General features: G+C 57.2%; 20 protein-coding genes, 5 pseudogenes and 2 riboswitches. Of the genes and pseudogenes, 7 read left to right on the forward strand and 18 right to left on the reverse strand.

Features of this window, described 5'->3' with window-relative positions:
• Positions 1 to 6 precede the first annotated feature (6 nt).
• From OKW26_RS18355 to OKW26_RS18375, 5 genes and pseudogenes are all read left to right on the forward strand, one after another.
• A complete protein-coding gene (locus OKW26_RS18355) occupies positions 7 to 864 on the forward strand; it encodes an ABC transporter permease (protein ID WP_429354663.1) in 858 nt (285 codons plus the stop codon).
• On the forward strand, positions 861 to 1697 hold the full coding sequence (locus OKW26_RS18360) for an ABC transporter ATP-binding protein (RefSeq protein ID WP_429354664.1): 837 nt from the start codon (positions 861 to 863) through the stop codon (positions 1695 to 1697). Before OKW26_RS18355 ends, OKW26_RS18360 begins: the two co-directional genes overlap by 4 nt.
• Before the next feature lie 20 nt (positions 1698 to 1717).
• Entirely contained in the window at positions 1718 to 2674 is a 957-nt protein-coding gene (locus OKW26_RS18365) for a PDR/VanB family oxidoreductase (protein ID WP_429354665.1), read from the forward strand.
• Positions 2675 to 2753: 79 nt separating this feature from the next.
• Positions 2754 to 2879: pseudogene (locus OKW26_RS18370) on the forward strand (transposase); the annotation flags it as partial.
• Positions 2849 to 3358, forward strand: a complete 510-nt coding sequence (locus OKW26_RS18375) for a hypothetical protein (protein ID WP_429354666.1) — start codon at positions 2849 to 2851, stop codon at positions 3356 to 3358. The pseudogene OKW26_RS18370 and the gene OKW26_RS18375, both read left to right, overlap by 31 nt.
• 30 nt (positions 3359 to 3388) lie before the next feature.
• On the opposite strand, the gene OKW26_RS18380 is transcribed toward OKW26_RS18375, so the two are convergent.
• The 10 genes and pseudogenes from OKW26_RS18380 to OKW26_RS18425 form a co-directional block, all read right to left on the reverse strand.
• Entirely contained in the window at positions 3389 to 4594 is a 1206-nt protein-coding gene (locus OKW26_RS18380; RefSeq protein ID WP_429353388.1) for an IS110 family transposase, read from the reverse strand.
• A gap of 359 nt (positions 4595 to 4953) precedes the next feature.
• Positions 4954 to 5556, reverse strand: a pseudogene (locus OKW26_RS18385) (dioxygenase); the annotation flags it as partial.
• A gap of 258 nt (positions 5557 to 5814) precedes the next feature.
• Complete coding sequence (locus OKW26_RS18390; RefSeq protein ID WP_429354667.1) at positions 5815 to 6963, reverse strand: CaiB/BaiF CoA transferase family protein; 1149 nt, start codon at positions 6961 to 6963, stop codon at positions 5815 to 5817.
• Positions 6964 to 7149: 186 nt separating this feature from the next.
• The gene (locus tag OKW26_RS18395) at positions 7150 to 8817 is read right to left on the reverse strand and encodes an electron transfer flavoprotein-ubiquinone oxidoreductase (RefSeq protein WP_429354668.1); all 1668 of its coding nucleotides are present in this window, start codon (positions 8815 to 8817) and stop codon (positions 7150 to 7152) included.
• An 86-nt stretch (positions 8818 to 8903) separates the two neighbouring features.
• Positions 8904 to 9326 (reverse strand): acyl-CoA thioesterase, encoded by a 423-nt coding sequence (locus OKW26_RS18400; RefSeq protein ID WP_429354669.1) that lies wholly within the window; start codon positions 9324 to 9326, stop codon positions 8904 to 8906.
• A 100-nt stretch (positions 9327 to 9426) separates the two neighbouring features.
• Positions 9427 to 10368 (reverse strand): electron transfer flavoprotein subunit alpha/FixB family protein, encoded by a 942-nt coding sequence (locus OKW26_RS18405; protein WP_429354670.1) that lies wholly within the window; start codon positions 10366 to 10368, stop codon positions 9427 to 9429.
• 13 nt (positions 10369 to 10381) lie between these two features.
• On the reverse strand, positions 10382 to 11131 hold the full coding sequence (locus OKW26_RS18410) for an electron transfer flavoprotein subunit beta/FixA family protein (RefSeq protein ID WP_429354671.1): 750 nt from the start codon (positions 11129 to 11131) through the stop codon (positions 10382 to 10384).
• 54 nt (positions 11132 to 11185) lie between these two features.
• A complete protein-coding gene (locus OKW26_RS18415) occupies positions 11186 to 12796 on the reverse strand; it encodes a long-chain-fatty-acid--CoA ligase (RefSeq protein ID WP_429354672.1) in 1611 nt (536 codons plus the stop codon).
• A 74-nt stretch (positions 12797 to 12870) separates the two neighbouring features.
• Entirely contained in the window at positions 12871 to 14016 is a 1146-nt protein-coding gene (locus OKW26_RS18420; RefSeq protein WP_429354673.1) for an acyl-CoA dehydrogenase family protein, read from the reverse strand.
• 35 nt (positions 14017 to 14051) lie between these two features.
• Complete coding sequence (locus tag OKW26_RS18425; protein WP_429354674.1) at positions 14052 to 15134, reverse strand: acyl-CoA dehydrogenase family protein; 1083 nt, start codon at positions 15132 to 15134, stop codon at positions 14052 to 14054.
• Positions 15135 to 15422: 288 nt separating this feature from the next.
• Between OKW26_RS18425 and OKW26_RS18430 the strand changes: the two genes are divergently transcribed.
• The gene (locus OKW26_RS18430) at positions 15423 to 16079 is read left to right on the forward strand and encodes a TetR/AcrR family transcriptional regulator (protein WP_429354675.1); all 657 of its coding nucleotides are present in this window, start codon (positions 15423 to 15425) and stop codon (positions 16077 to 16079) included.
• 226 nt (positions 16080 to 16305) lie between these two features.
• Here OKW26_RS18430 and OKW26_RS18435 read toward each other — a convergent pair whose 3' ends face one another.
• The 3 genes and pseudogenes from OKW26_RS18435 to OKW26_RS18445 all read right to left on the reverse strand — a co-directional run.
• Positions 16306 to 17472 carry a porin gene (locus OKW26_RS18435; protein ID WP_429354676.1) on the reverse strand — a complete coding sequence of 389 codons (1167 nt, stop codon included), beginning with the start codon at positions 17470 to 17472 and terminating at the stop codon, positions 16306 to 16308.
• A 76-nt stretch (positions 17473 to 17548) separates the two neighbouring features.
• Positions 17549 to 18799 (reverse strand): MFS transporter, encoded by a 1251-nt coding sequence (locus tag OKW26_RS18440; RefSeq protein WP_429354677.1) that lies wholly within the window; start codon positions 18797 to 18799, stop codon positions 17549 to 17551.
• Positions 18800 to 19847: 1048 nt separating this feature from the next.
• Positions 19848 to 20129 (reverse strand): annotated as a pseudogene (locus tag OKW26_RS18445) (DDE-type integrase/transposase/recombinase); the annotation flags it as partial.
• A gap of 68 nt (positions 20130 to 20197) precedes the next feature.
• Here OKW26_RS18445 and OKW26_RS18450 point away from each other — a divergent pair.
• Positions 20198 to 21765 (forward strand): IS3 family transposase gene (locus OKW26_RS18450; RefSeq protein ID WP_429354678.1). Its coding sequence is split into 2 segments (ribosomal slippage): positions 20198 to 20636 and positions 20636 to 21765, totalling 1569 coding nucleotides; the frame shifts between segments, so codons are not numbered across the junction.
• Here the strand turns inward: OKW26_RS18450 and OKW26_RS18455 are convergent.
• The 5 genes and pseudogenes from OKW26_RS18455 to OKW26_RS18475 all read right to left on the reverse strand — a co-directional run.
• Positions 21695 to 21979, reverse strand: a pseudogene (locus OKW26_RS18455) (hypothetical protein); the annotation flags it as partial. The gene OKW26_RS18450 and the pseudogene OKW26_RS18455 overlap by 71 nt on opposite strands.
• Before the next feature lie 5 nt (positions 21980 to 21984).
• Positions 21985 to 22227 (reverse strand): annotated as a pseudogene (locus tag OKW26_RS18460) (FAD-dependent oxidoreductase); the annotation flags it as partial.
• Positions 22225 to 22329, reverse strand: a riboswitch (glycine riboswitch). It overlaps the preceding pseudogene by 3 nt.
• Position 22330: 1 nt before the next feature.
• A riboswitch (glycine riboswitch) is annotated at positions 22331 to 22423 on the reverse strand.
• A 200-nt stretch (positions 22424 to 22623) separates the two neighbouring features.
• Positions 22624 to 23382: a glucose 1-dehydrogenase gene (locus OKW26_RS18465; protein WP_429354679.1), complete on the reverse strand. Its 759-nt coding sequence runs from the start codon at positions 23380 to 23382 to the stop codon at positions 22624 to 22626.
• A gap of 308 nt (positions 23383 to 23690) precedes the next feature.
• Complete coding sequence (locus tag OKW26_RS18470; RefSeq protein ID WP_429354680.1) at positions 23691 to 24932, reverse strand: cytochrome P450; 1242 nt, start codon at positions 24930 to 24932, stop codon at positions 23691 to 23693.
• A 114-nt stretch (positions 24933 to 25046) separates the two neighbouring features.
• On the reverse strand, positions 25047 to 26264 hold the full coding sequence (locus tag OKW26_RS18475; protein ID WP_429354681.1) for a porin: 1218 nt from the start codon (positions 26262 to 26264) through the stop codon (positions 25047 to 25049).
• Between the last annotated feature and the right edge of the window lie 156 nt (positions 26265 to 26420).

Raw genomic sequence — 26420 nt, forward strand, 5'->3', positions numbered from 1 at the left:
GAAAAAATGATCGACCAACACATCGGGCAAGTCTCGCCCCTGCGGCCCCAGAGCTCCCTCGAAGCAGTCGTCGAACGGGAGCGCATCGAGCGGCTGAAACGTCGCCAGCGCCGCGATCGCTCGCGCCGCTTCGCCGCGCCCATGCTCGCAGCCATCCTGATCGTCCTCTGGCAAGTCGCCGTCGACGCGGGCCTGATTTCCGCCATGCTGCTCCCGTCGCCGGCCAGCATCTTCCTGCGCGCATGCACGGATTTCCCGCTGATCGTGCAACATGCCTGGATCACCGCCAGCGAGGTCCTACTCGGCTTTGCGATCGCCGCCGCGGCAGGCATCGGCACTGCGATCGCGGTCTTCTATTCGAAGTTCTTTCGGCATGCCGTGTACCCGCTACTAGTCGGACTCCAGACCGTGCCCAAGGTCGCCCTGGCCCCGCTGCTCGTCCTATACCTCGGATATGGATGGTCCCCCAAGCTGTTCCTTGCGGCTCTGCTGGCGTTCTTCCCGATCGTGGTCTCTACTGTCGTCGGCCTCGAAAGCGTCGATGCGGGCCTGATCCGGATGATCAGCTCCATGGGAGCGAGCGGCCCCCAGATTTTCTTTAAGGTCAGGCTCCCGGTCGCACTGCCCAATATTTTCGCCGGCCTGAAAGTCGGCATCGGCCTGGCCGTCATCGGTGCCATTCTCGGCGAATACGTCGCCGCACAGAAGGGCCTCGGCTATCTGCAACTGCAAGCGAACGCCAACTTCGACACCACCCTGAACATGGCCGTCGTCGTCGTCATCGCCCTGATCGGCATTGTCTTCTACGGCGCACTCGCCGCATTGGAAACGCTGGCCACCACTACGCGAAAGGATCGAGCATGACCGTTGCAACAGTCGACCATACCGTCAACGGCGCCGCCCCCGGCATCGATGACAGGCGGCCTCCTGCGCTGAACTTCCGGCGTGTCACCCGTTATTTCGAAGGCCCCGACGGCAGCGAAGTTGTGGCCTTGCAGGATGTGAATCTGGCGGTACGCGTCGGCGAATTCGTCGCGATCGTGGGCCCAAGCGGCTGCGGCAAGAGCACTCTGCTCTCCATGGCCGCCGGACTGGATGCGCCGACGGCCGGCGAGGTGTCGGTCGACGGCACGCCATTGACCGGCCCGCGGCGGCACGTCGCCAACGTGTTCCAGAACGATCACCTGCTGCCGTGGCGCACCATCATCGACAACGTGCTGCTGCCGATCGAACTCAAGGGCCGCATCGAAAACAAGCATCGTGAGAAAGCGGCCGAACTGTTGCGCCAAGTGGGTTTGGAGCGCTTTCAGAATAGTTATCCTCATCAATTATCTGGAGGAATGAGGCAACGCGCGTCGATCACACGGGCACTGATCCAGGATCCGAATCTCCTGCTCATGGACGAGCCATTCGGCGCCCTCGACGCGCTGACCCGCGAGCAGATGATCTCCGATCTGCAAGCGTTGTGGCTCAAGCGCGGCAATTCGGTCCTTTTCATCACGCACGGGATCGAGGAGGCCATCTTCCTTGCCGACCGGGTCATCGTCATGTCTCCCCGGCCCGGACGCATCGTCCAGACCCTCGAGATCACGTTACCGAGACCGCGTACCTGGGCCGGCTTGCATAACGATCCGCTTTTCCAGGAATTCATGCAGATCATTCGGACGTCCTTCGAGGAAAGCCGCTCGGCCGGCTGAGCACACTGAATATGGAAAATATGGCAATACCAGACCATCCGGATCGCATCGTCGTCAAGGTAGGGTCCGTAGCCGTAGAAGCTCGGGACGTGCTTGCGCTGACCCTGGTTCCGCTCCAGGGGCGTGCACTCGAGATTCCCGCAGCGGGTTCGCACGTGCGCGTTCATCTGCCCAATGGGCTCGAACGCAGCTACTCGCTGTGCGCCGGCTCGGGACCGGCCTCGTACAAGCTCGCTGTCGGCTACGTTCGCGCGGGAAATGGCGGGTCTCGCTGGATCCACGAAGAGCTCCGCCCCGGTCAAACGCTCGAAATATCGCGGCCGATCGATGCATTTCCCGTCAACTCATCGGCCAAGTACCACCTCCTGATCGCCGGCGGCATCGGCATCACGCCGTTTACGGCCATGGTGGAATACCTCGAGACGACCGCGGCGCCGTTCAAGCTGATTTTCTGTGCCCGCTCGCGCCAAGAGGCGCCGTTCCTGAATCTGCTCGAACGCCTCGGTCCCGATCGATTCAGCGTGCATTTCAGCAGCGGTCCAGAAGGACGTCTCGATTTCTCCGTCGCTTTAGCTCATCTGGATGCGCAGACTCACGTATATTGTTGCGGGCCGACGGGTCTGATGCATGCCGTGCGTGACGCCACGGCCCATCTGGCGAACACCAATGTACACTTCGAGGCATTCGGTACTGATCCGGTCGTCGACGTGCAAAAGAGTCCGTGCTTCATCAGGCTGAATTCGACGGGCGAGCTTCTGGAAGTGCCGGCGAACCGGACGGTTCTCGAGATACTGCATGCGCATCATGCCGACATACCCTCCCTGTGCGAAACCGGCTCGTGCGGCACCTGTGTCGTCGGCTACGAGGGAGGCGAAATCGATCACCAGGATTTCTGTCTCTCGAAGACCGAGCGGGCAACCCTGTTTACGCCTTGTGTCTCACGCCTGAATTCACGGATCGTGACCGTTCTCGTCTGATACGATGCTCGTTCGTACTTCCGTAGATTTCTTGAACTAGCTTTATGGGCGAACACATCGTCTTTCACGCCAAAGCACTTCGCTGACATGGGATCGCGGAACGGAGATGGCCGGGCACAAACGCTTTACCGTGGCTACTGATATCCAGGTGTACTTCTGCGATCCCCAGCATCCATGGCAGCGCGGCTCGAACGAAAATACATCGCGCTGCAGAACCAGCGCGATGACCTGCTCGCGTTCGCCGGCGTGCTCGATGAGAAGCTCGCCGCGATCGCGCAGCGCGCCAACGTCTCGGATGAGCTCGTGCGCGCCGCGTGTGTGCTGCATCGCAGGCCGCGCACCTCACCCGCGTACTGGCAGGGATGGGGCCGGCTACGCGCCAGACTGGGCGGCCAGTTCCACGCCGTGTTTGCCGCGGTGTCCGAGGCCATGGCCCACACGCCGCGCAGCAGTGCGCTCGTCGAAAATCTGAACTCGCGCTTGCGCAACTATTTCACCCTGCGTCGCCATCTGGGCGCCCCTTACCTCGACCTACTGCGCTTCTTCCTAAATCATCGGCGCTTCGTGCGCAGCCGCCGGGCCGAGCGTCAAGGCAAAAGTCCGTGTGAGTTGATGACGGGGCGGGACCACCCGCGCTGGCTCACGATGCTGGGACTCGGATCGCTTCAACCGCGGCAAGCCTGAGCGCGGGGGGGGGTGCCCCTATGTGATTCGTCAAGCATTAGGGGCGGATTTAGGTTGATATAGGGTGCCGTCCCGCAGCATGGCGAACAGCACGTCACAGCGTCGTCGGGCCAGAGCGATGAGCGCCTGATTGTGGCGCTTACCCTGCTGGACCTTGCGCGAGTAATAGTCTCTTGAGATTGGATCGCGCAGAGCTGCGAAGGCGGAGAGGAAGAGCGCTCTCTTGAGCACCTTGTTGCCCCGCCGGGATGGATGTTCGCCCCGTATCGACGAGCCCGAGCGCCGGGTGACCGGGGCGAGGCCGGCGTAGGCAGCCAGATGCGCGGCTGAGGCGAACGCCTTGTGAGCGACTTCAGTGAGGAGTCTGGCGGCAGTCCTGACGCCGACTCCCGGCATGCTGGTCAGGACCGGCCAAAGAGGGTGTGCTTGCACCAGACGCTCGACTTCGCTGGCAACCTCATCGCGCTGCTTGCGCAAGGACGCGAGTTGCTGTGCAAGACGCGGCATGACGATGGTTGCTGCCTGAGTACCGGGCACGATCACAGCCTGTTCGCGGAGCGCCTGAACGATCTCGGCCGCGAGGCTCTTGCCCATGCGAGGCGCGAGTTTGGTGAGGCGGTTGGCAAGCGTTTTCTCGCTGGTCGCGGCAAGTTCTGCGGGCGATGGATACCGCTCAAGCAGATCGAGCACGGCCGGATGGTCGAGGCGCGGCCCCAGAACGCGTTCCAGCGCTGGATGGATCTGGGTGAGCAAACCTCGAATGCGGTTGCTGGTCTGCGTGATCTGTGCCGCGAGATCGTCGTCGAAGCCGCACAGCATGGTGAGTTCGGCGAGCGGTTCGTCAACCAGTCGAAGTGAGCGCAGCGCATGTGGCATCGAGCGCGCGGCTTCAGCAATGATGGCGGCATCGCGAGCATCGGTCTTGGCTTCCCCTGCGTGCAGGTCAGCGATGCGGCGCATAGCCAGACCCGGTAGATACGCGACCAGGACTCCTTCATCACGGGCGACTGCCAGGGGCAATGCACCGACGGTGGCGGGCTGATCGACGACGAACAGGAGCTGGCCGTGCGTCTTGAGTTCGGTGATGACGGCGCGCAGCTTGGCCTCATCGTTGGGCAGTGCCTTGTTGTACAGGCGCTTTCCGGTCCGATCGAGGGCGACGGCGTGATGGTGGCCTTTGCCGACATCGACGCCGACGAATACATCGACAGAGCTATGTTGTTGGTTTTCTTGCATCGAAGGCTTTGCAGGTTGAACGGTTTGGCCTGCAACATCGGTGGCAAGTCTCGGCATCCACGTTACGGACGGCCTCAAGATATCCTGGCCGAGCCCCTATTAGCGATCACCAGCCACCCACCAGGCCCGGTGACAACACCCCCCGGATCATGACTGCGACTGGGGGCGAGAATCATGCCGGGCCTAGCTGGCCAAATCCTCGATTGTCGAGGAGTGAAGATAGTAACGGGGGCGAGACCCAAGACCTCCAAATCCATCGGGATACTAATCCAAAATCAAAACACCGAAATGCGGTCCTGTCAATTCAATAAAGCATCCTGACCTCTGGGAAATAATCGACCGTAACGCCTGTTTGCACCACAGCCGCCGACCGGCATGAGCGTGCCGAATTCGTACTTTCCGTCGGCGCCCGTTTTAACTGCACCGCGCAGATTGAAATCGGTTTGCGCGCGGGTCGGATCGAAGTGCGAGTAGAAGCCCTCCGAATTCGCGTGCCAGCACTCGACGACCGCATTCGCAACCGGCTTTCCATCGGAACCCGTGACCAAGCCGCGGATGATCAGCGAACCAGCGTCTTCGTCGGGATTGATGTCGATCTTCGAGACGCCATCGCGAATCGGCGCACCGGCGACATACAGCGGGCCTTCGATCGTGCGCGGCGTGCCGCCGTGGATATTGGCTTCGCGATCGGCAGCATCCATGCGGATGTCGAGATACTTTTCCAGTCCGAGGCCGGCGGCGAGCAAAGCGGCTTCGCCATCCTTGCCCAACTTGTTGAAGTAATGGACGCCGGCCCAGATTTCATCGGGCGTCATGTCGAGGTCGTCGATCGCCTTGAACAGATCGCTCAACAGGCGATGCGAGATCTGCTTGGCGCGAGCACTGCCGTCCTGGCCTCCGAGGTTAGCAGCGGCCTTCAACAGGTCCCGCACTTCCTTCGTCTCGAACACGTTGATACTCACGTCTGCTCCTTATTCCCGAGTCTGCTTTCAGTAGATGGTAGTGGTGACCCGATTCCACTCCTGACGAGTTTCAATCCGACGGCACGTTCAGCACGAAGCTCTCACACAGCGTCATAATCTCGATGACCGTGTCGTTGCATGTTCCACATAAAAGCGCCGGGGTAGATGATCATTTCGTGGCATTTTTGATTGGATCGGGCGTTCTTCCTGAGCGCATCTATGGCGAGCGCGTTCGACGCGATCGCCAATAGTTGTTCATCAGGACGGGGACGACGCGGTCCCTAGAACATCTTTAGTATGCTCACCCAAGAGTGGCGCCCGCGACCGTACGTCAATCGAGGCTGCGCTAAAGTCAACGGGGAAGTTCATGTAGCGGACTTCACCGTAAGTCGGGTCTTCGAAATCGACATACGCGTGGCTGTGTTGAACCTGGGGGTCCTGGAAAAACTCCTCGAGCGTATAGACGGGACCAATTGCGATACCTCCCTCCGCTGCCCGAGCTAAAACCTCCTCCCGACTCATTTCAGCCGCCCGGCGCCCAAACTCCCGCCACATATCTCCATTGCGCTCGACGCGTTTGGCGACCGTATTCCAATCACTGTGTCCGATCATGTCTTCGCGTCCAAAGATTCGACACGCAACCGAAAAGTGCTCGTCGCTTTGTATGTGACCAATCACCCACCCGTTTCGCGTCCGAACTGGATGATGAATGTCGAGTGGTTTCGCTTTCGGCGCTTCCGGAGACCGAAAAGTGTCGATGTTGTCCGTCAAGCCAATCCACGAGAACATGTTGAGCAGGGACGCATCTATCCGTTGCCCTTCGCCGCCGCAGCGTTCACGCTGGAGGAGAGCTGCAAGAATTGACCCGGTCACGATCGCGGCCGCTGATTTATCTACGATCAAATTCCGGATTGGCTCTGGATCGTCACCGCGACCTTGGAGATACATTATCCCAGTCATCCCCTGCAACAAATGGTCGTACGCAGCGTTTGCCGCGTACGGACCCGTAGAACCAAAGCCTGAAATTGCAGCGTAGATCAGCCCTTTGTTGATCTCTCTAAGCTGGTCGTACCCCAAGCCGAGGCGTTCCATGACGCCCGGACGATTGTTGTGGATGGCTACGTCGGCCGAGGCGATGAGTTGCTTGGCAACTTCCCGATCCTCGGCCGACTTCAAGTCTAGGACAACACTCTTCTTACGTCGATTGACCATCATAAAGAGTGCGCCCATCTCCTTATGAAAAGGGCCAATCTTGCGCAGCGGATCTCCGGCGGGCGGTTCGATCTTGATTACTTCTGCGCCCATGTCACTTAGAATCTGTCCTGCGATAGGCGCGGAAAAAAGAGAGCCTAGTTCAATCACGCGTAGACCCGAACACGGCCCGCTCGTGGCAGATGCATTTCCCATGTTACCTTCCCCTTCCTTGTTGTCTGCCTAACTCTTCACAGACCTTGATTCGATTCACCCGCATTCGAAGCCAACGTTTCATCGACCGGGCATTTCAGCGCCCATCCGTTTTCGCCGCGGTGCGCTCCAGTAGCGCTAAGACTGACATGACAATGTAAAGCTTTCTGTCACGAGCCTTATCGCTCCCTACATAGACGTGTAGTTAGGTCCGCCTCCACCTTCAGGCGCAACCCAAACGATATTTTGAGTTGGATCTTTGATGTCGCAGGTCTTACAGTGCACGCAGTTCTGTGCGTTGATCTGCAGTCGATCCGCGCCCTCGTCATCCTTTACATACTCATAGACGCCCGCTGGGCAAAAGCGCGCCTCCGGACCCGCATAAATTTCGAGATTCACCCCAACCGGCACTGAAGGGTCCTTCAAAGTGAGATGGGCAGGCTGGTTCTCTTCGTGGTTAGTGTTCGAAATGTACACGGAGGACAGCCGATCGAACGTGAGTTTCCCGTCCGGTTTCGGATAATCAATACGCTTGCATTGCGAGGCACGACGTAACATCTCGTGATCGCTGTGGCGGTGATGAAGGGTCCAAGGTACTCTGCCAGCCAACAGCTTCTGTTCGATACCAATCATCAATGTGCCGACGTACAAGCCCTTGCTCATCCATTGCTTGAAGTTACGCGCTCTGTAAAGCTCACTGTACAGCCACGACTTTCGAAAGGCGTCCGGGTAGGAGGTCAGTTCATCGTTGCGGCGACCCGATTGAATTGCATCGAAAGCATTCTCGGCAGCCATCATCCCCGTCTTGATTGCAGCATGGCTTCCCTTGATCCGTGAGGCATTAAGAAAACCCGCATTGTCTCCGGCTAATGCCCCCCCGGGGAATGTAAGTCTCGGCAACGACATGAGCCCCCCGGCTGTAATAGCACGGGCGCCATACGAAACGCGCTTGCCACCTTCAAGATATCTGCGAATCTCCGGATGAGTCTTGTAACGTTGGAACTCTTCGAACGGCGACAGGTATGGGTTCGTGTATCCGAGACCAACGACAAACCCGACCATTACTTGGTTATTGTCGATGTGGTAGAGGAAAGAACCGCCGTAGGTGTCAGAACCTAGAGGCCAGCCGGCCGTATGAATCACGAGACCCGGCTGGTGCTTCGAAGGGTCGATCTCCCAAAGCTCCTTGATGCCGAGGCCATAGACCTGCGGATCCGAATCCTTGTTGAGTTTGAGTCTTTCGTGCAACTGGCGGCCCAAGTGACCTCTCGCGCCCTCGCAGAAGAGCGTGTACTTCGCGCGGAGCTCCATCCCTCGCTGGAAGTTTTCGGTGCGCTCCCCGTTCTTTCCGACTCCCACATCGCCGGTTGCGACACCTTCCACGGCACCATTGGCATCATAGAGAATCTCTGACGCCGAAAATCCGGCAAAAATCTCGACCCCAATTGCCTCAGCTTGCTGCCCCAACCATCGCGTGAAGTTGGCCAGACTAACGACGTAGTTTCCGTGGTTCTTGAAGTTGTCAGGCAATGCCCAATTGGGCACCGCCTTCGCGCCATTCTTCGACAAAAAAAGAAAGCGATCTTCGGTCACCTCGACGTTCAGCGGTGCACCTTTCTCCTTCCAATCCGGAATCAACTCGTCTAGCGCCCGCGGATCCATTACGGCGCCGGAAAGGATATGAGCGCCTACCTCCGAGCCCTTTTCAAGCACACAGACCTCGATGTCAGTGCCGCTCTCTTTGGCTTTTTGTTTCAAACGAATCGCTGCAGATAGGCCCGCTGGGCCACCGCCAACTATCACTACATCGTATTCCATACACTCGCGGGCATCCGCGAGAGCGACTTGAGGTTCCATTTTTCGTCCCAGTTTCCTTGAACACCAGTCTGAGCACCGAGAATCCAATTTCGCGCCTCGCGGGTGCTCCTTACCGCTATCCGCAACTACTTCATTTCGCACATTTTCAACTTCGAACGTTGCAGGTCAGGTATTGCTACCGGTTGGCGGGTGCTCGCGTCGATAAGGACGAGAACAACCGCAGCGACAGCAATACAACGACCGTTCGAGAACAACCCTTGTGTTACCTTGCACGAGCTTTGGCCTACGCTCATCACTGCAGTCCCAATGCGAACCGGATCGGGCCAATGCAGTTCCCTAATAAAGTCGATCGTCAGCGCCGCCGTGACAAACATCTGGTCTGGCTCTTGAATCTCTCCAATGAACCGCGATCGACCCGTCTCGAAATACGCACCAAGAGCGAGATGGTTGACGTGGCCGATCCGATCAGTGTCAGACCAGCGCACGGTGTCGGTGGACCAATGCCCGTAAGCGGTCTCTTCGATTTGACGTGAGGAGAAGCTACGCATATCGCCCTTTCATTGAACAGTTACTCTAACGGGTACCATCCCTATTCCGATGCTTGAGGGAAAGGAATAGGCCACGAGAGCGGCACTCTTCTCGTTGGGCTCAGTCAGCCGAGAGTGCTGCGACCAACTCTGGTACGGCAGAGAAAAGGTCCCCCACAAGACCATAATCTGCGACGCTGAAGATGGGCGCTTCCTCATCTTTGTTTATCGCAACGATTACCTTCGAGTCCTTCATTCCGGCCAGGTGCTGAATTGCACCGGAGATACCCACCGCTATGTAAAGTTGCGGAGCAACGATCTTTCCTGTCTGGCCAACTTGAAAGTCATTCGGGACGTAACCCGCATCGACTGCCGCGCGGGAAGCTCCCAGAGCGGCGTTCAGTTTGTCGGCTAACGGCTCGAGAACCTTCGTGTAGTTTTCCCCGCTGCCGAGACCGCGGCCCCCGGAGACAACAACTTTTGCGCTGGTGAGTTCTGGGCGATCCAGCTTTGTTACCTCTCGTCCGACCAGTCGCGAAGCGCCGCTGTCTGCGGCAGCATCGATCTTCTGTACAGCCGCTGTACCCCCTTCGGCGGCAACAGCGTCGAAGGAAGTGGTGCGGACGGTGATGACCTTAATAGGATCGGCCGATTGGACAGTCGCAATCGCGTTTCCGGCGTAGATCGGACGCTCAAACGTGTCGGCGCCGACGATGGCTGTGATGTCGCTGATCTGCGCGACGTCGAGCTTCGCGGCTAAACGTGGGGCAACGTTCTTGCCTGCCGCTGTCGTCGGTGCGAGGATGTGTGTATAGTCCTTCGCGATCTGGAGAATAGTCGCCTCAACGTTTTCTGCGAGGCCTGCCTCGAGATGCGGCGCATCAGCGAGAAGCACCTTCGACACGCCTTCGATCTTCGCCACGGCGTCGGCGGCATTTTGTGCGCCATGGCCTGCGATAAAGACATGGATTTCGCCACCGATCAGTCGAGCGGCCGCCACCGTATTACGGGTCGCGACTTTGACCGACACGTTGTCGTGCTCTGCAATAATGAGGATCGTCATTTCGTTCTCTCCCTTAAATGACCCTGGCTTCAGCTCTCAACTTCTCGACTAGCGTCTTCACGTCGCCGACCTTCACGCCAGCGCTGCGGGCTGCCGGTTCGGCCACCTTCAGGGTCTTCAAGCGAGGCGTAACGTCTACGCCGAGATCTTCCGGCTTAATCGTCTCCAGCGGCTTTTTCTTGGCCTTCATGATGTTTGGCAACGTCACGTAGCGCGGCTCGTTCAAACGCAAGTCCGTTGTGATCACTGCAGGAAGGCTAAGCGACAGCGTCTCTGCACCGCCATCGACTTCGCGCACGACTGTTGCCCTGCCTTCTTCAATGGTGATCCTGGAGGCAAACGTTGCTTGCGGTAGTGCCGCCAACGCAGCCAGCATTTGCCCCGTCTGATTTGCGTCGTCGTCGATTGCCTGTTTGCCGAGAATGACAAGTTCCGGACGTTCCTTATCGATGATCGCTTTCAGCATCTTCGCGACCGCTAGGGGCTGCAGTTCCTCATTGGATTCAATCAAGATCGCGCGATCAGCTCCGATGGCCAAGGCCGTGCGGAGCGTCTCTTGCGCCTGCACGACGCCCGCCGATACGGCGATGACTTCCGTCGCGAGCCCCTTTTCCTTCAGACGAACTGCCTCTTCGATGGCAATTTCGTCGAAAGGATTGATCGACATCTTCACGTTGCTGAGGTCGACAGAATTACGGTCTGATCGGACCTGCACTTTCACGTTCGAATCTACAACACGCTTGACTGCAACTAGAACTTTCACTTGGTATTCCTCATCAACAGTATTAGCTTTGGCTCTTGGGGTAAAGCAATCGGTCTAAACGAACAACTTCCTCAAGGCAACCTTGTTTATTTTTCCTGACGCCGTAGTAGGGAGCGTCTCTACTATCTTTACGACATCTGGAAGCCACCAACTTGCCATGTGAGGGCGCATAAAATCAATGATTTGCTGGGCTTCAACAGTCTTTGCTGGATTCGCCGTAACAAGAAGCATCGGCCTCTCACCGAATTTTTCGTCTCCGATTGCTATCACTGCGGCACGCTCCACGTCTGGATGCATCATCGCTACCCGTTCCAGCTCGACGCAGCTGATCCACTCCCCGCCGGACTTGATGACATCCTTGGCGCGATCAACGATTTGTATATAACCGTGGCAGTCCAACGTCGCTAGATCGCCCGTGACCAACCAGCCCTCTGCGTCCAGCGCTTCGCCATCTGGACGATTGATGTAACTATGCGGCGCCCAGAGCCCGCGAACGCGTAGATGTCCAACAGATTTTCCGTCGCGAGCGACCTCTTTCCCTTCGTCATTAACGATACGTAAGTGCATCCCAAAAAGCTCGCGTCCGGTTTTTTGCTGGAAGGCAAGTTTGACGTCATCTGGGAGCGCCCCGTGCCCGGGCTTGAGCTTTCCACTACTTGCGCTAGGTGTCTCGGTCATGCCCCAAGACTGCGTAACGTTTAGACCATAGCTTTTTTCTAATGCATGCAGCAGCTTCGTCGGCAGGGGCGCTCCTGCAGAAAGCGCGTTGCGTAGCGTCGAGAAGGTTTTTCCATTTTCTTCGAGCCAGCCAGCGATGATCTGCAATATGGAGGGAACGCCGGCGACGCACGTTACGCGCTCCGCTTCGATCAGCTCATAGAGACTCTCGGGGCGCATGTCGCGTCCCGGAAATACAAGCTTCGCCCCGGTCAGCGGGCCCATGAAAGGGAAGTTCCATGCGTTCGCGTGAAACATGGGGGCAAGCGAAAGAAGTACCTGCTGCTCGCCGTTCGCTACGCCCGGAAGGTTCGCTGATGTACCGATAAGAGAAGACAGTAGTAGCGCGCGGTGACTGTACGTGACCCCTTTGGGTGCATCTGTTGTCCCGGAGGTATAGCAAATTACGGCAGGAGCCTTTTCGTCAAGGTCCGGCCAGGTGTAAGAAAAGTCGCCTTCTTCAACGAGGTCCTCATAAAAGACCAGGTTGGGCAGATGAACGTCCGTCCAACCGTCTTTGGCTCCCATCGCCACGTACAATCGCACACTGTTCAAATGAGATGCGACTGTTTGTACGACAGGCAGTGTTTCCCGGTCGAGAAAGAGGACTACATCGCCTGCGTCGTTGACGACGTGTTCGATCTGCCCGGTAAAAAGGCGCGGATTGACTGTATGCAGCGCTGCGCCCGTTCCCGGTACTGCATAGAATAGTTCGAAGTACTCGAGTGTGTTCCAGGCAAGCGCTGCCAACCTAGAACCCTGCCCGTAACCGCGAGCCGATAGTGCCGATGCCAGGCGACGTGCGCGCACCTCTGTTTGTGAATAGGTCTGCCGGCGAATGTCACCCGACAGGTCCCGAGCAACGACTTCGATATCACCGTGGCATCGAGAGGCGAATGCGAGCAGGCTCGATAGGAGCAATTGCTCTTCAAAGGGAACACCGCTCATCAACTATCTCCTCTGCCGCATCCGTTTTTATGTTCGCTGTGGCGCGCGGTGAACCACCGCGCGCAGGGCTTCATTTATCGCAAGTCTTTCTGCGAATATCCGAGCAGGTGACGCGCGATAATCAAGCGTTGAACCTCGCCGGGGCCTTCGTAGATATCGGAAATCCGAGCATCCCGGAACCACTTCTCGGCGAGCTCTCCTTCAGTGAGCGAGATATTGCCCAGCAACTCGAGACAGCCCTGGGTGATGCGACGTGCCGCCATACCACCCATCGCCTTTGCGGATGATGCCTCGACTTTCACTCCACCCGTGGTGTCTTCCATCCATTTAGCACGTACGACGCTAAGCCATGCTGCCTCATACTCTGCCTCGAGGTCCAGGAGGCGGTCCACGACGGCAGTCTGAGCTGCAGTCCCGGAACCATATTCCGGTACGAAGCCTACTTCCGCAAGTTTCTCGGTCGTGAAGTCAAGCAAAGCCTTCGAGGTGCCCAAGCCGAATGCGGCGACAATGGGGCGAGAGAAGTTAAAGACCTCGAATACCGTTTTGAAATTGGCTTTTACGTGATTGGCGGCGGGGATTCGGCAATCTTGAAATACGAGTCCGGCCGTATCTTCCGCGCGGATCCCCATTTTCTTCACCTGGGGACCCACCTCGAACCCGGGAGTACCTTTCTCGATCAAGAACGTGGTTAGGTTGACGTCGCCGTCCGGCCCTTTTGCGCGCGCGAAGAGCATAACGGCATCTGCGTCTTCGGCGTACGTGATGAAGATTTTTTCGCCGTTGATGACCCATTCGTCCTTAGCTGCATCGTAGACAGCGGTCGTCGAGATGCGAGAAGGATCGGAACCCGCACCAGGCTCTGTGATGCCAATTGCAATACGCGTTTTGCCCCAGCGTTCGATTTGCTCAGCGGTGCCCACGCTCTCAAGTACGTAATTGCCCAGGCTGATCTTCGGAACGCGCAGCGGCACCACATCGCCACGGAAAAACTCCATGTGAAGAAGTGCTTCGACGATGGCTTTCCCGCTGATCTTGTCACCCATTTCGAGACGCTGCTGGAAGGGATCGGGGCGGCCAATCGCCTCTTCCAGTTCTCGCGGCGGAACAACGTTCTCATTTTGGTCGTAATACCGTGCGTACTTTCGAGCTAACGTCGCTTGCTCTCGTGCTTCATCGACGAGAGTTTTGTCCCCGTCCGACAATTCGAAATCGATCATCTCCGTCCATCCATAAAAGGTTGCTGATTCGCGAGTTAGATTCCCACCAGTCCATCTAGGACCGAGAGCGTTCGAACGTTGCGATACCACATCTCAAGTGGGAAATCTCGGGTGTATCCGTGGCCACCGAGCATCTGCAATCCTTCATCGGCTACCCACATTGCGTTCTTGTTCGCATAGATCTGCGTCAAGCGCGACAAGCGGGTCGACGAACGATAGCGCTCTATCGCTGATGCAGCCCTCCAATACATCCATCGCATCGCTTCGGTTTTCATGTGCATGTCAGCGATTCGGAAAGCGATGACTTGCTTCTTCGCAAGCTCTGAACCGTGTGCAATGCGTTGTTTGGTGTACGGAATCACGTACTCAAGGATTGATGCGCTCACCCCGGTGAGGATCGCGGCGAGCGAAGCACGCGCGGAATCGACTACCCGGTCTACAACCGCACCGTCGGCGGACACCAAGCGGTTGCTCTCAGGGACGAAGACGTTATTGAACTTGATATCTCCTGCCGAGAGCCCCCGAAGTCCTAGCGTCGCGTGACGCGGCTGCAGTTCAAGTCCTGCGCAACCTGCGTCGACGATGAATGCCTGTTCCGACTCGCCCAGCTTCGCAATCACCAGGAAATGCTCACATTCGTCGACGAACGGAACAAAACTTTTGACTCCCGTCAGAAGGTACCCGTTGTCCGCCTTCTCGGCCTTCGTGCGCAGCTTCGTGCGATCAAACGCCGGCGTTGGCTCAACGAGCGCGACGCTGGCCGCATGAAACTTATCATCGTCGAATATCGGGCGGAAACGCTGGAGCTGCTCGGGGCTGCCAAAATCCCGGATCGCGGCAGCGAAGCCCAGGGACGATGCGAGCGCAACCGCGGCGGAGGCGTCGCCGCGCGCCAGCTCCTCCAGAAAGAGCGCACTCATGAGTGCACCGCCATCGCCGGTATCGCTTTCGAGGCGCGTTTGGACAACGCCCAGAGACCACAGCAAGTCTAACGTCCCGCGGTCGAATTTTGCTGCATCGTCTACCTGGCGAGCCTTTGGAGCAAGCACCTCAGTCGCAAACTCGCGAGCCGCTGACTGCGCGATCGTCTGCTCTTCGGTAAGTTCAAAAGAGATCATGGTTTGTCATCCGTGTCTTCGTGGTGAAACTGGTCTTTACAACGCCGAAACTGAAGTTCACTATAGGCATGCATGAAACAACTGTCAAGAACGTTTGTATAAAACATGTGTTTATATGGTATACATCTATCATTCGGCCTTCGCTCTCTATTACTGTCGGCCTGTCGATTGCACTGCAGTAGAATCAAAGTTCCGCTAGCGCGGGGATTTGCTTAGTGATCACAGCGTGAACGTCGGCGTGGACAACCTCCAGTTGGCGACTATCGCCACAATCTTTCCGACGAATTTATGGATACCAGCGACCGTATAAAACTTGCAGCCATCAGGCTCTTTGCGAAGCTTGGGGTTGAAGCGGTGACCGTCCGCGACATCGTTGCGGCTGCAGAACTGAAAAACCCTGGCTCGTTGAACTACTACTTTCGTTCAAAGGACGAACTCATACGGCAGGTGATTGTCGAGTCGATGGGTCACGCCAATGAACTGTGGCGGCGACGCCTTGAGGCGATCGAAGAAGAAGGAGGACCCGGTTCACTGAGAGAGGTGGTCGAAGTTCTCGTTACGTGGCCGCTGTCCGAGCCGCTAGACGGCAGCGTTTCACATACAGCGCGATTTCTGGCGATGGCGTTGCAAACACGCGGCCAGACGGTTCGATCATTGACGCGCGAGATGAACTACACGGCGTATGATCGCGCGATCGGCCACATGCGCAACTTTCTTAGCGACCTGCCGCAGGACGTAGTCGCTCAGCGAGTGATTTTCTTCTTTTGGTCACTGACCGGTTTTCTCACTGCCTATGAGGCGTACGTCGACTCAGAGGCTCGCGATGATTCAGTCTGGCACAATATCGACCCCTTCGCGAACTTCGTGGATTCTATGGTCGGCATGCTCACGGCACCGGTGAGCAAACAAGTCGCGACTATGCCAAAGGCAAAACGAACGGCATAGCATAGGGACAATATGATGGCTACCCCGGCTGGGATGATCGCAGGCGACAACGGCCGCTGAGAAGCGTGCAGCGCTTCGCCTGGTATAGCGGAATGGAACCTTCAAATCACGCTCCTTTCGGACCCATCGTGCAGTCCTAGGGAGCGTGCATGGCTGATTGTTTAGCCAAATAGCCGCGTGGTTTCACCGTCGCGATCTATGAACAGCCACGGTGCGTTCGGTGGGGTCAGAATTTGTGTCGTATGCCCGCGCGAATCAGATACTGTTGATTATTTGAAGAATCACCGAAATTGTCGATATTGGCAACCGCCGGTTGTCCAGTCGACGAAATTCCAGAAGCTCGCTGCCATCCTGCGCCTAAATAAAGGTCAGTTCGCTTCGATAGAAAGTAGTCGCCAAGCACTGAAACTTGATGATAATGTTGATTTCCAACGGCCTTTCCTTCAGCTGTGGTCACCCCTCCAGACGTCAGGTAGTTGTAGCCGATTCCAACGCTCAGTGCCGGAGTAAATCGGTAGCTCGCGCCGACGTCGAAATTATTGAAGATTGCGGTTCCGTTTGAGAGCGTCGGACCGAGGTTCGCGTATTGCACGTTTGAGTACGACGTCGCGAGGGTGAGCGCTCCGATTGCGTAATTCAAACCGACGACAGCGGATTGGTATGCTTGCGCTGTCGTATAAGCCTTGTTCAGTGAGAACGCGAGCGGAGAGGCACCATTGGCGAACGCAGTGAAGAATCCCGTTCCTGGAGTCGATGTTGGATTTTTAAAATAATCGAACGCCGCAGCGATTTTAAGCGGCCCGTTCGTATATCCCATCCCCAACGAATACCCACTTTTCGACGTAAAGTCCCCAGCAACTCCGCCTAGGCTATACTCTAAGCCAAAGGTCAGCCCGCTATAATTGCGGCTCATGTAGCGCACTGCATTATTGAATCGGACAGTGTTTCCGGCATTATCGAAATCACCCGGATGAGCTGCTGGTGACGCCCCGACTACAGCTGCGGCAGTCAAAGGTTCCGGGAAATACCATATCATGTCGTACTGGCGCCCAAACGTGATCGTCCCCAACTGATCGCTGCTCAGTCCAACGAAAGCTTGGCGGCCGAACGCGGTCCCCCCCTGTCCAAACTGCCCATTATTCAGGTTGATCCCTGACTCGAGGGTGAACACGGCGCGGAAACCGCCACCAAGGTCCTCGGTTCCAGTCAGACCCCAACGACTCCCTGCGAGACCACTGAGGGAATCGAAGAAAACCCTTTTTCCGCCATTTACATTGCTTTGATATTGAAGCCCCTCGTCGATCAATCCATAAAGGGTTACGCTTCCTTGTGCGTATGTCGTGGCGCAAACAGTTCCTAAAACTACGCCAGCTAATGCAGTATTTCGTTTCATGATTTGGTATCCGCGCATCGTCCAGTCGACCTCACTTCGGTCAACGCTTGTTTCGCTCCGAAAATTTCTTGTTATGTCAGTTCTGATCGCTGACAAAGCGTATGTCGCGCTTCGACACGCGATGAACGGGCGGAAAGATGTATTCACCCAAACTCAAAACGCAAACCACAGCAACTCCGATCATCACAATGTAGAGGTTGGCGACGAGCGAATAGGACTTGAAACTGTCATACCCCTTACTAATAAGCAGTGTTCCGCCTGCGCCGCCCCATGCGAACGTCATCCATACCGCGCCAGTAACTTTCCCAAAAGAATGGATCGGAAAATACCTGCTTACTAGAAACGTTATGAGATCTCCCTCAGCGCCAAGCCCAACTCCAAGCAAGATCGCGCCGACGGTGATGGTGGTAATGCTATCGCCGTGTACGATAAGCCAGATTCCACTCATCGCCGCAACGAAAATTGCAGAGGTCACATAGGGTGCAAAGATTCGGTCAATGACAAGTCCGACACCTAGCCGCGCGCAAAGTGAGCTGGTGCCTGCCGCTGCGAGGACGCCAGCTGCCACGCCTGCAGCATATCCTCGGTCCGTCAGAATGGGGACCATTTGAGACATTAAGCCGAAGGTCGAAAATGAAATGAGACAAATTGACACTGCAATAAGCCAGAAATGCTTTTGACGCAAAAAGCTCACCGAATCGACGCTGCCGCTCGACGTGCGCTGCGCCTTACGCTCTTCCTCGAACTTCCGCGGCATGCGAACCAAGAATGCTATTCCAAGCAGAGGGATGAGTGTGCAAATCAACCCCATTGCGATATAACCGACTCTCCAGCCAAACGTGTGCAACAAAGGAAATGCAAAAAGCGGCAGCAGGATGCCCCCGAGCCCGTTTCCCGCATTTACTAGACCAAGGGCAAGGCCGCGGCGCTGATCAAAGTGCGCACATACTGCAACGGCATAAGGAATCAAGGTCGCTGCTGCGCCCGAAAAGCCGATGATGGCAAAGGCCGTTATGAATAGCGGTAGACTTGGCGGGAGAATTCCTATCGAAGAAATAGTCAAACCGAAGACTGTGATCATCACTCCTGTTGTCCGACGTGCGCCCCACCGGTCAATCGCAGCACCGATCAAATAAACGCCAATACCGTTCCCGATGACGAAAGCCGTAAGTCCGAGCGATACTGAAGTTCGTGGCCAGTCAAATTCTTCTCCGATGGATTTGGCAAAGATTCCGAACATAAACGTACCGATTGTGCCGGCCCCCACTGTCGTCGCGAGGGTTCCGGCTAAAACTGTCCACCACCCGCTTAGCCTGTTGTTAAACATGTCGTCTCCAAACGATTAGAATTTCTTGATCTCGAAGTAGGATTTCCTACGAACAGCGTCGCCTTTTTTGAATTTTTTTAAGATCGTCACCGACCAAATTCAAAACACAAACGACCGTTCGCTTTCGCCTTCCGAATTCATCTGTGAACCTTGAGATGCGATGAGCCAATGGGTTGCGCGAATTAGCGACAGGCTCTCGTTGCGAGGGCGTCTCCAGCTTTTTTGGTAAATCTTCTTTTTCGTTGGCTTCAATTTAGTTATCCCTAAAACAGTTGTCAAGAACAGTTGTATTAGACAAGTGTTTACCCCTAGGGTCGTTGGTCGCGTTCAGATAACGGTGTCGGATTGCCGATATCTGACCCCGATAGGCCACTGGCGATGCAGCGCAGCCGCCGGAGGCTCGCGCATTCGCCCCGCGAAAGGCGGATCTGATCTTCCAAATGCCTTGTGAAGGCCATGTAGCGTGTGGAGATGTTGACGCTTGCCGACTGCATTGGTTTGAGTGCACATTATTTGAGCCTAGGTTCGCTCGCTGATCACGATGGCTGGTGATTAGGCATGCCGAGTGACCACGACGGGCTAAAGGCAAAGGCCCTGAGATCTCGAAGAGATTCCTCTCAGTTCGATCCGACCTTCTATGCGTCTGAGGGGATCATTGAGCGGCGCGTCGGGCTAAACCTACACTTGGGTTCGTCCGACGCATTGACGTCCGAAAGGCCTCGCATCTAGAGCCTTGTATGAGAGCACGGCATCGTGCCTCGTGTTGTTCTAGAGACCTACTGCGCTTTCGAGCCGGGTTCTTCTGCTCAATTCGCAATCGCCAATATTACAGAGATTGCACTGAGCAACGGCATGTACTTTTATTTTCCATCTCGACAATATTCGTTTCGTCGGCGGCGATGACCGCCCCGAAGAAAACGGAGCAAGCAAATGAGCAACATCAATATCCGAAAGACCCTTGACGCGCTGATCACTGCGGGATCGCGGGTTCTGTCGCGCTAACGATTACAGCTTGAGTAAAGCGTGATATCAGTAGGACTACGTACACTGCCAACGAGTAGAATTGTTCGGCTGTAGTCGAGGCGACGCCATCGTCACACAACTGCCCCTTGCGGATCATGTGTGCGATCTCTATGCCAGACAGGATGATGCGCGCACAGCGGAAAGCCTTGAACCCCAGCATCGGTTTGATGATGCGTTTGATGGCACGGTGATCCTGTTCGACGACGTTGTTCAGGTATTTGTTTTGACGGACCTTGATCGATGTAAAACGCTCGGCATTGAGCGCTTCAAGCGCAGCCAGATTCGCACCGCTGCAGTCCACGGTGATTCCCCCCGCGTCACAATGGTTGTCGCCTGGATAAAATTGGAATCTGGGGGCGATAAAGAGAGAACAAGTTGGCGCGTTACGGAAAGACATTCAAGGACAGAGCGGTGGCACGGTTGCTGCCGCCGGAGAGCGCATCAGTGGAAGAGGTTGCGCGAGAGATCGGTGTTGGTATGGAAACGCTTGAGCGCTGGCGCAGTGATGCTCTGTCCATGCCCGCTCGCGAGCGGACATGGACAGCGGCCGCCCGCTTCGAGGCGGTGTTGAACACGGCAGCGATGGACGAGACGGCACGCAATGCGTGGTGTCGCGGGCATGGCGTATATCCGCAGGAGCTGGCGCAGTGGCGGCAAGCGGCCACGCAGGCATTGGCCGAGCCCGAAGAGGTGCGTGCGAGTCCACAGCAGACGAAGCAGGACCAGCGACGCATAAAGGAACTGGAACGCGAACTGCGGCGCAAGGAAAAGGCACTGGCCGAGGCGGCCGCATTGCTGGTTCTTTCAAAAAAACTCGGGGCGATCTTCAACACGGACAAGGGCGAGGACGAATGATCGGCCTCGAAGATCGCCAGCTCCTGGCCCGGGAAATTGATTCGGCAAGACTGGCTGGCGCACGGTTGCGCCTGGCCTGCGAGGTGGCTGGAATCGACGTGCGTACCCTGCAGCGCTGGAAGGCCCATCAGGGGCTCGTCAGGGGCGATGCGAGGCCAGGCGCGACGCGACCGCTGCCCGCGCACACCCTGAGCCCGGAGGAACGGGCAAACGTGCTGCGCGTAGCCAATGAGCCGCGCTTTGCCGACATGCCGCCCGCGCGTATCGTGCCGATGCTGGCCGACGAAGGCGTATACATCGCCAGCGAATCGACCTTCGCCCGCGTGCTGCGAGAGCATGGGCAGATGACGCGCCGTGGCCGCGCCAGAACGCCTTCGAGCGCCCGGCCGCCAACCACACACGTCGCGACCGCACCGCGCCAGGTCTGGTGCTGGGACATGACCTATTTGCCGGCAACGGTAACAGGTCGATGGTTCCACCTGTACCTGATCCTGGACCTGTACAGCCGCAAGATTGTCGGCTGGGAGGTGCACGACAGCGACGCTGCCGAACATGCAGCGCATCTGGTGCGGCGCACGGCACTCGCTGAAGGCATTGCCGCCCTTGAGACCCGACCGGTGCTGCACGGTGACAACGGCGCAACGCTCAAGGCAACTACCGTGCTGGCGATGCTCCACTGGCTGGGTGTCAAGCCGTCGTACTCACGCCCCCGTGTCAGCGACGACAACGCCTACGCCGAGGCGCTCTTCCGAACCGCGAAGTATCGGCCGGAGTTTCCGGCCACAGGCTTCGAGGACCTGAACGCTGCTCGCATTTGGGCTGCCGGTTTCGTGCAGTGGTACAACTTCGAGCATCGTCATAGCGGCATCCGCTACGTGACGCCTGCGCAGCGCCATGCCGGCGACGATCGCGCGCTTCTCGCGGCACGTCATGCACTGTACGCGAAGGCGCGTGCATGCAATCCGACCCGCTGGTCGCGTCACACGCGTAACTGGACACCGGTGGGTGCCGTGACGCTCAATCCCGAACGTGACTCAGTCGTTGAGATGGCGTCGATCGGCGCGAATAAACAGCCTCTGGCTGCATGAGTGAGGCGTGCGAGGCTATCGTGACGACTGACTCGCGCTCCGGATTGAGGGTGACGGCGCCGATTGGTGTCCAGTCTCGCGTGCAGCGTGACCAGCGGGCCGGGTTGCGTTCCCGCGCCTGCACATACACCTCGTGACGCGCCGCGAGGATCACGTGGTCGTCGCCGTCATGGCGCTGCGCCGGGCTCACGTAGCGGATGCTGCTGTGGCGATGGCCGCGCTGTTCCAGACTTCCGCATTGCTGACGGACAGTTGCCCGCCATTGGCGAACGAGGTTTCCATCGCCGCGTAACGATGGCGCTCGAACACGGTGACGTGGTGGCCGCGCTGAGCGAAGGCGTGAGCAGTCGTGACGCCGGTAATGCCGGCGCCAATGATGGCGATTCGTGACATGACATGGTCCAGAGTAAATTGAGCATCACCGGTGTCGATTTCATTTCGAAACCGGCGTCGATGTCCCATCTGTCCATGTACCTGAGAGTTTCTTCTCCAGCGGCGCGGGCTCGTGCGGCCGTGCGCGGAAAATCCCCTTCGGTGGGCGTGCGTGACGCCGCTCGCCAGATGTCCCTGCTACGCGGTCCTTTTGCCTGAGAGTTTCCGGGGCGGTTGCTCCGTCGGCGTCGTCACACCTTCTGACGATCTCTCCGGCGCTGCATTGCAGAACGATTCGACGTTACCTGTCCAAATTGCTGGCTGCAAGTACTAGTTGAAAGTGTTTTTCGAAAGCCTTTGCGATTTGAAGAGGCGCTTCGATCTGGCAACAGGGATGTCGATCATTACCATGCGTGTCTACGACGGTGCGACCGCACTCCGACAGCATAATGTGACCTGGGACCAGGCGCTGCGCCGGCGTGGATCTCACCGGGCAGTGGCCCCACCGTCCACCGGCAACGCGACGCCAACCACGAAGGAAGCCGCGTCTGAGCACAACCAGACGACGGCTTCGGCAATCTCCTCAGGTTGAGCCATTCGTCCCAGCGGATTCGCAAGCCGTGAACGCGGGACGAGGTCATCGCCGAATCGCGCCTGCGTCAAAGCGGTTTCAACAAGACCCGGACACACCGCGTTCACTCTGATCTGTTTAGACGCAAACTCGACCGCCGCGGCCTTCGTCAACCCTATGACCCCGTGCTTGGCCGCGCCGTAGATTCCGTCACTCGGTACACCGACCAGACCTGAGCGCGAGGCATTGTTGACGATCGCACCTTTGCCGGCGGCCAACATGTGGTCGAGCTCTGCCCGCATACAGTGCCAAACGCCTTCCAGATTGACGGACATCACACGGTCCCAGTTGTCCTGAGTCGACACCCGCAAGCTGCTCGATTTGTCGGAAACACCGGCGTTGTTGAATGCACAATCCAACGCGCCATAGTGGCTCACGGTCGTCCGGACCATACGCTCCACGGAATCTGGATCTGTCACATCCACGGCGACGAAAAGCGATTGCTCGCCAAGGCTTTCGGTAATGTAATGAACAACCTCGGCGCCGCGTTGCGCATCGGCGTCCGCGACAACCACCGCGGCGCCTACTCTGGCGAACGCAATGGCCGTCGCGCGCCCAATGCCGGATGCCGCACCGGTCACGAGGGCTACCTTCCTGTCGAATAACCTGCTCATTTACCATTTCCTTCATGGGTTGAGATCACGCTGCAATGTAGAGCGGCCTTTCTCTCCGGTCGCGGGACCGGCCGACCTGTCCAGAACGTCAGGCCACCATCACCAGATCCGCGAGCAAGGCTACGAAGATACCCACGCCCTCGCGCAAATGAGTCACGGCAACAAACTTCCAGTTCATAACGACCGACTCCATCTGTCGAAGGTGGATGAGTGATCGGCGCTACACGTTTGCAGCACCGGCCACGAAGGGGGCGAAAACAGGTTCTCCGCTCGGGTTCGAGACCGGCCGGTCGTTCGAACCGGAACGCTCACCAACTCACCGGTAGTTCCCTAAGGCCGTAAACAAAAGATTGGCTCTTGAATGGCAAGGCATCGAATTCAACCGCCAATTGCAGATTGGGAAACCGTTTGAACAATGTCTCGAACACCACCTGGAGTTCAAGTCGAGCCAACGGCTGGCCCAGGCACTGGTGAATTCCAAATGAGAACGCCACATGAGACTGTCCGCCGGTCTCACGATGGATATCGAAACTCTCGGGACTCGGAAACGCAACCGGATCGTGATTCGCTGCATGCAGCAGTGCGAGAACACCCTCTCCCTTACGAATCAGTTGCCCGCCAATCGTGACGTCCTCGGTCGCAACACGGTTGGAATTCATATGCGTGATGGAATGGAACCGGAGCATTTCTTCGACTGCTCCGCGCACCAGAGAAGGATTCGCGATCAGGTCCGCCTTCTGCCGCGGATGTTGAAACAGACTGAGCAGCCCGAGTCCGATCTGGTTGGCCGTCGTCTCGTGTCCGGCCAAATACAGCAACGTCGCCATCTGAACCGCTTCTGAATGCGGCAGCTTTCCCGGGATGACCCATTCCACCGCCAATCTGCTCAGCAGATCGCTTCCATCGCCCGGGTCTTGTTCTTTCTGGCGCAACAGTTGATCGATATAGGCCGTCATCTCCTGCGCCGATCGCGTCAAAGCTTCCGGAGCAATGGAGAGATTCATCCGATCCGCGCTCCACTTCTGCAGTTTCGCGTGATCTTCATACGGCACTCCCAGCATGATCGAGATCACCAGCGACGGCAGCGGCAATGCGAGGTCCGCGATGAAATCGGCTGGCGCGCCTTTCTTCTCCATAGCATCGAGAAGCGTGTCGAGTGAACGCTGAACCAACGGCCGCAAATCCTGCATACGCTTTGCCATGAATTCCTTGGTGAGCATGCGGCGATAATGGCCATGCTCAGGCGGGTCCATGGTAATGAATGTCTGATACGACTTCGACTGAGCAGCGCGCGCCGGCGCCACGAACGGAAAACCCGCGACAAGTGGCGATGCGCTGAAATGGGGATTTGTCAGCACCTCGCGGAAATGTTCCATGTCGGTCACGATCCATGCGGCACTGCCGTCCCAAAGCTGGACTTTCGCCATCGGCCCTTTTTCCCGCAAAGCGGCGTATTGCGGCGGAGGGTTCAACGGTGCTTCCGTATCGCGCGGCCAGGGGAATGTCTGCCGGGCAAATGGGCACGTGATTTCAGCATCTTGAGTCGACATGTTTCGGCACTCTCTCTTTAAGTTGAGCAATTGGCAAAACCCGGTCTTGCTTGAGATTGGAAGCAGGCAATTTCCGCGACGCGTGCTGCCGGTCAGCAGATCCGGCGTGACGCGCTAGAAGAGATGTCTCATACCAACACGCAGAACAACCTGGCGGGAGTTGCTGGAAGGCGTGATCGTCAGATAGGACGCCACCGCGGATTGACCGGTCGAATCGGTTCCGGACGCGATCTGATAGTTCGCCATGAAGTACACGTCGGTGCGCTTCGACAGGAAGTAGTCGACGGTGGCGTTGATCAGATGGTATTTCGCGCCCTCCTTGCCATCGATGGCACCGCCGGTCAGGTAGTCGTAAGAGCCGTTGAGCCACAGGAATGGCGTAAGGCTATAGCGCACAAAGGCAGAATAGCTGTTGAACGTAGCGTTGCCGGTATAGCCACGGGGGTTCATAACCGCAAGGTTCCCCGATGCCGGGTCGTTCAGCCCGCGAAAGCTGATATTGGAATAGTTCGCTCCAACGATAACGCGGGAAAACGCGTATTGCAGAGCCGCTCCCGCAACCTGATACGCGGATGCGGAGGCGAAGCCGCCGTAGACAGGATTGACCTGCACTCCCGATATCGAACCCAGATTACTGGCAGTCGCCGAACTATTCGCATTGTTGCCCCAAAACGACCGGTTCGGATCACGCGCCCGGAGATACGCCGCGGCGACCGTGAGCCCGTTGAATCGATAAGAACCGCCCAGAGAAAAGACGCTGTTGGTTCCAAACGATCCCGCCACTCCGCCGAAACTGTAGAGTCCGCCAAACTTGAAACCGCCGTACGTGTCCGACGTAAATTTGATCGAGTTATTGACGCGATAGGTATTCCCGAAATTGTTGACGTCATTGCCATGTAACGAATACGTTCCGTTCCCTACGGCACCGGTTAGCGGTCCGATAAAGTCCACGACTGAATCGTACTGACGCCCAAGCGTAACCGTTCCGTATGGAGTAGCAATGCCGACATAAGCCTGCCGGCCGAACAGGTCACCGCCCTGCTGGAAATTCCCGGTCCCGATATCGAAACCGCTTTCCAGGACGAAGATGGCCTTATAGCCACCGCCGAGATCCTCCACGCCTCGCAGACCCCACCGGTTACCCTGCATGATGCTGCTGCTCATCGTATATTGTTGGCGGCCCGTTCTATGGCCATTCTCGATGGTCTGCGCATTGTTGACGAAGTTCAGACCAAAGTCGATCACGCCGTAAAGCGTGACGCTGCTTTGCGCGGAGGCCGCCTGGGTAAAAAGTAAAGCAGTCGACATCAGCATCAATTTCGGGCATTTCATTTCTGTCTCCAAATATAATTTAATAGATTTGTAAAGCTCTCGGATTGCGCAAGATTTTTAATTTTTATCGTCAACCCGAGGCTTTCGGACGTCTCTCGTCAATCGCTGCCATGCGTGCATGAAAGGACTCCGATAGCGTTCCCGCTTTTAACTGCA

The sequence above is a fragment of the Paraburkholderia sp. 32 genome (genome assembly GCF_050435345.1).
GTDB lineage: Bacteria > Pseudomonadota > Gammaproteobacteria > Burkholderiales > Burkholderiaceae > Paraburkholderia > Paraburkholderia tuberum.

Excerpts from the sequence above, each read along its gene's own strand:
- OKW26_RS18465 (WP_429354679.1), bottom strand. The coding sequence starts at position 23,382 with ATGAGCAGGTTATTCGACAGGAAGGTAGCCCTCGTGACCGGTGCGGCA.
- OKW26_RS18470 (WP_429354680.1), bottom strand. The coding sequence starts at position 24,932 with ATGTCGACTCAAGATGCTGAAATCACGTGCCCATTTGCCCGGCAGACA.
- OKW26_RS18430 (WP_429354675.1), top strand. The coding sequence starts at position 15,423 with ATGGATACCAGCGACCGTATAAAACTTGCAGCCATCAGGCTCTTTGCG.
- OKW26_RS18405 (WP_429354670.1), bottom strand. The coding sequence starts at position 10,368 with ATGACGATCCTCATTATTGCAGAGCACGACAACGTGTCGGTCAAAGTC.
- OKW26_RS18395 (WP_429354668.1), bottom strand. The coding sequence starts at position 8,817 with ATGGAACCTCAAGTCGCTCTCGCGGATGCCCGCGAGTGTATGGAATAC.
- OKW26_RS18475 (WP_429354681.1), bottom strand. The coding sequence starts at position 26,264 with ATGAAATGCCCGAAATTGATGCTGATGTCGACTGCTTTACTTTTTACC.
- OKW26_RS18390 (WP_429354667.1), bottom strand. The coding sequence starts at position 6,963 with ATGGGAAATGCATCTGCCACGAGCGGGCCGTGTTCGGGTCTACGCGTG.
- OKW26_RS18420 (WP_429354673.1), bottom strand. The coding sequence starts at position 14,016 with ATGATCGATTTCGAATTGTCGGACGGGGACAAAACTCTCGTCGATGAA.
- OKW26_RS18375 (WP_429354666.1), top strand. The coding sequence starts at position 2,849 with ATGGCAGCGCGGCTCGAACGAAAATACATCGCGCTGCAGAACCAGCGC.
- OKW26_RS18365 (WP_429354665.1), top strand. The coding sequence starts at position 1,718 with ATGGCAATACCAGACCATCCGGATCGCATCGTCGTCAAGGTAGGGTCC.
- OKW26_RS18415 (WP_429354672.1), bottom strand. The coding sequence starts at position 12,796 with ATGAGCGGTGTTCCCTTTGAAGAGCAATTGCTCCTATCGAGCCTGCTC.
- OKW26_RS18435 (WP_429354676.1), bottom strand. The coding sequence starts at position 17,472 with ATGAAACGAAATACTGCATTAGCTGGCGTAGTTTTAGGAACTGTTTGC.
- OKW26_RS18400 (WP_429354669.1), bottom strand. The coding sequence starts at position 9,326 with ATGCGTAGCTTCTCCTCACGTCAAATCGAAGAGACCGCTTACGGGCAT.
- OKW26_RS18380 (WP_429353388.1), bottom strand. The coding sequence starts at position 4,594 with ATGCAAGAAAACCAACAACATAGCTCTGTCGATGTATTCGTCGGCGTC.
- OKW26_RS18440 (WP_429354677.1), bottom strand. The coding sequence starts at position 18,799 with ATGTTTAACAACAGGCTAAGCGGGTGGTGGACAGTTTTAGCCGGAACC.
- OKW26_RS18355 (WP_429354663.1), top strand. The coding sequence starts at position 7 with ATGATCGACCAACACATCGGGCAAGTCTCGCCCCTGCGGCCCCAGAGC.
- OKW26_RS18360 (WP_429354664.1), top strand. The coding sequence starts at position 861 with ATGACCGTTGCAACAGTCGACCATACCGTCAACGGCGCCGCCCCCGGC.
- OKW26_RS18425 (WP_429354674.1), bottom strand. The coding sequence starts at position 15,134 with ATGATCTCTTTTGAACTTACCGAAGAGCAGACGATCGCGCAGTCAGCG.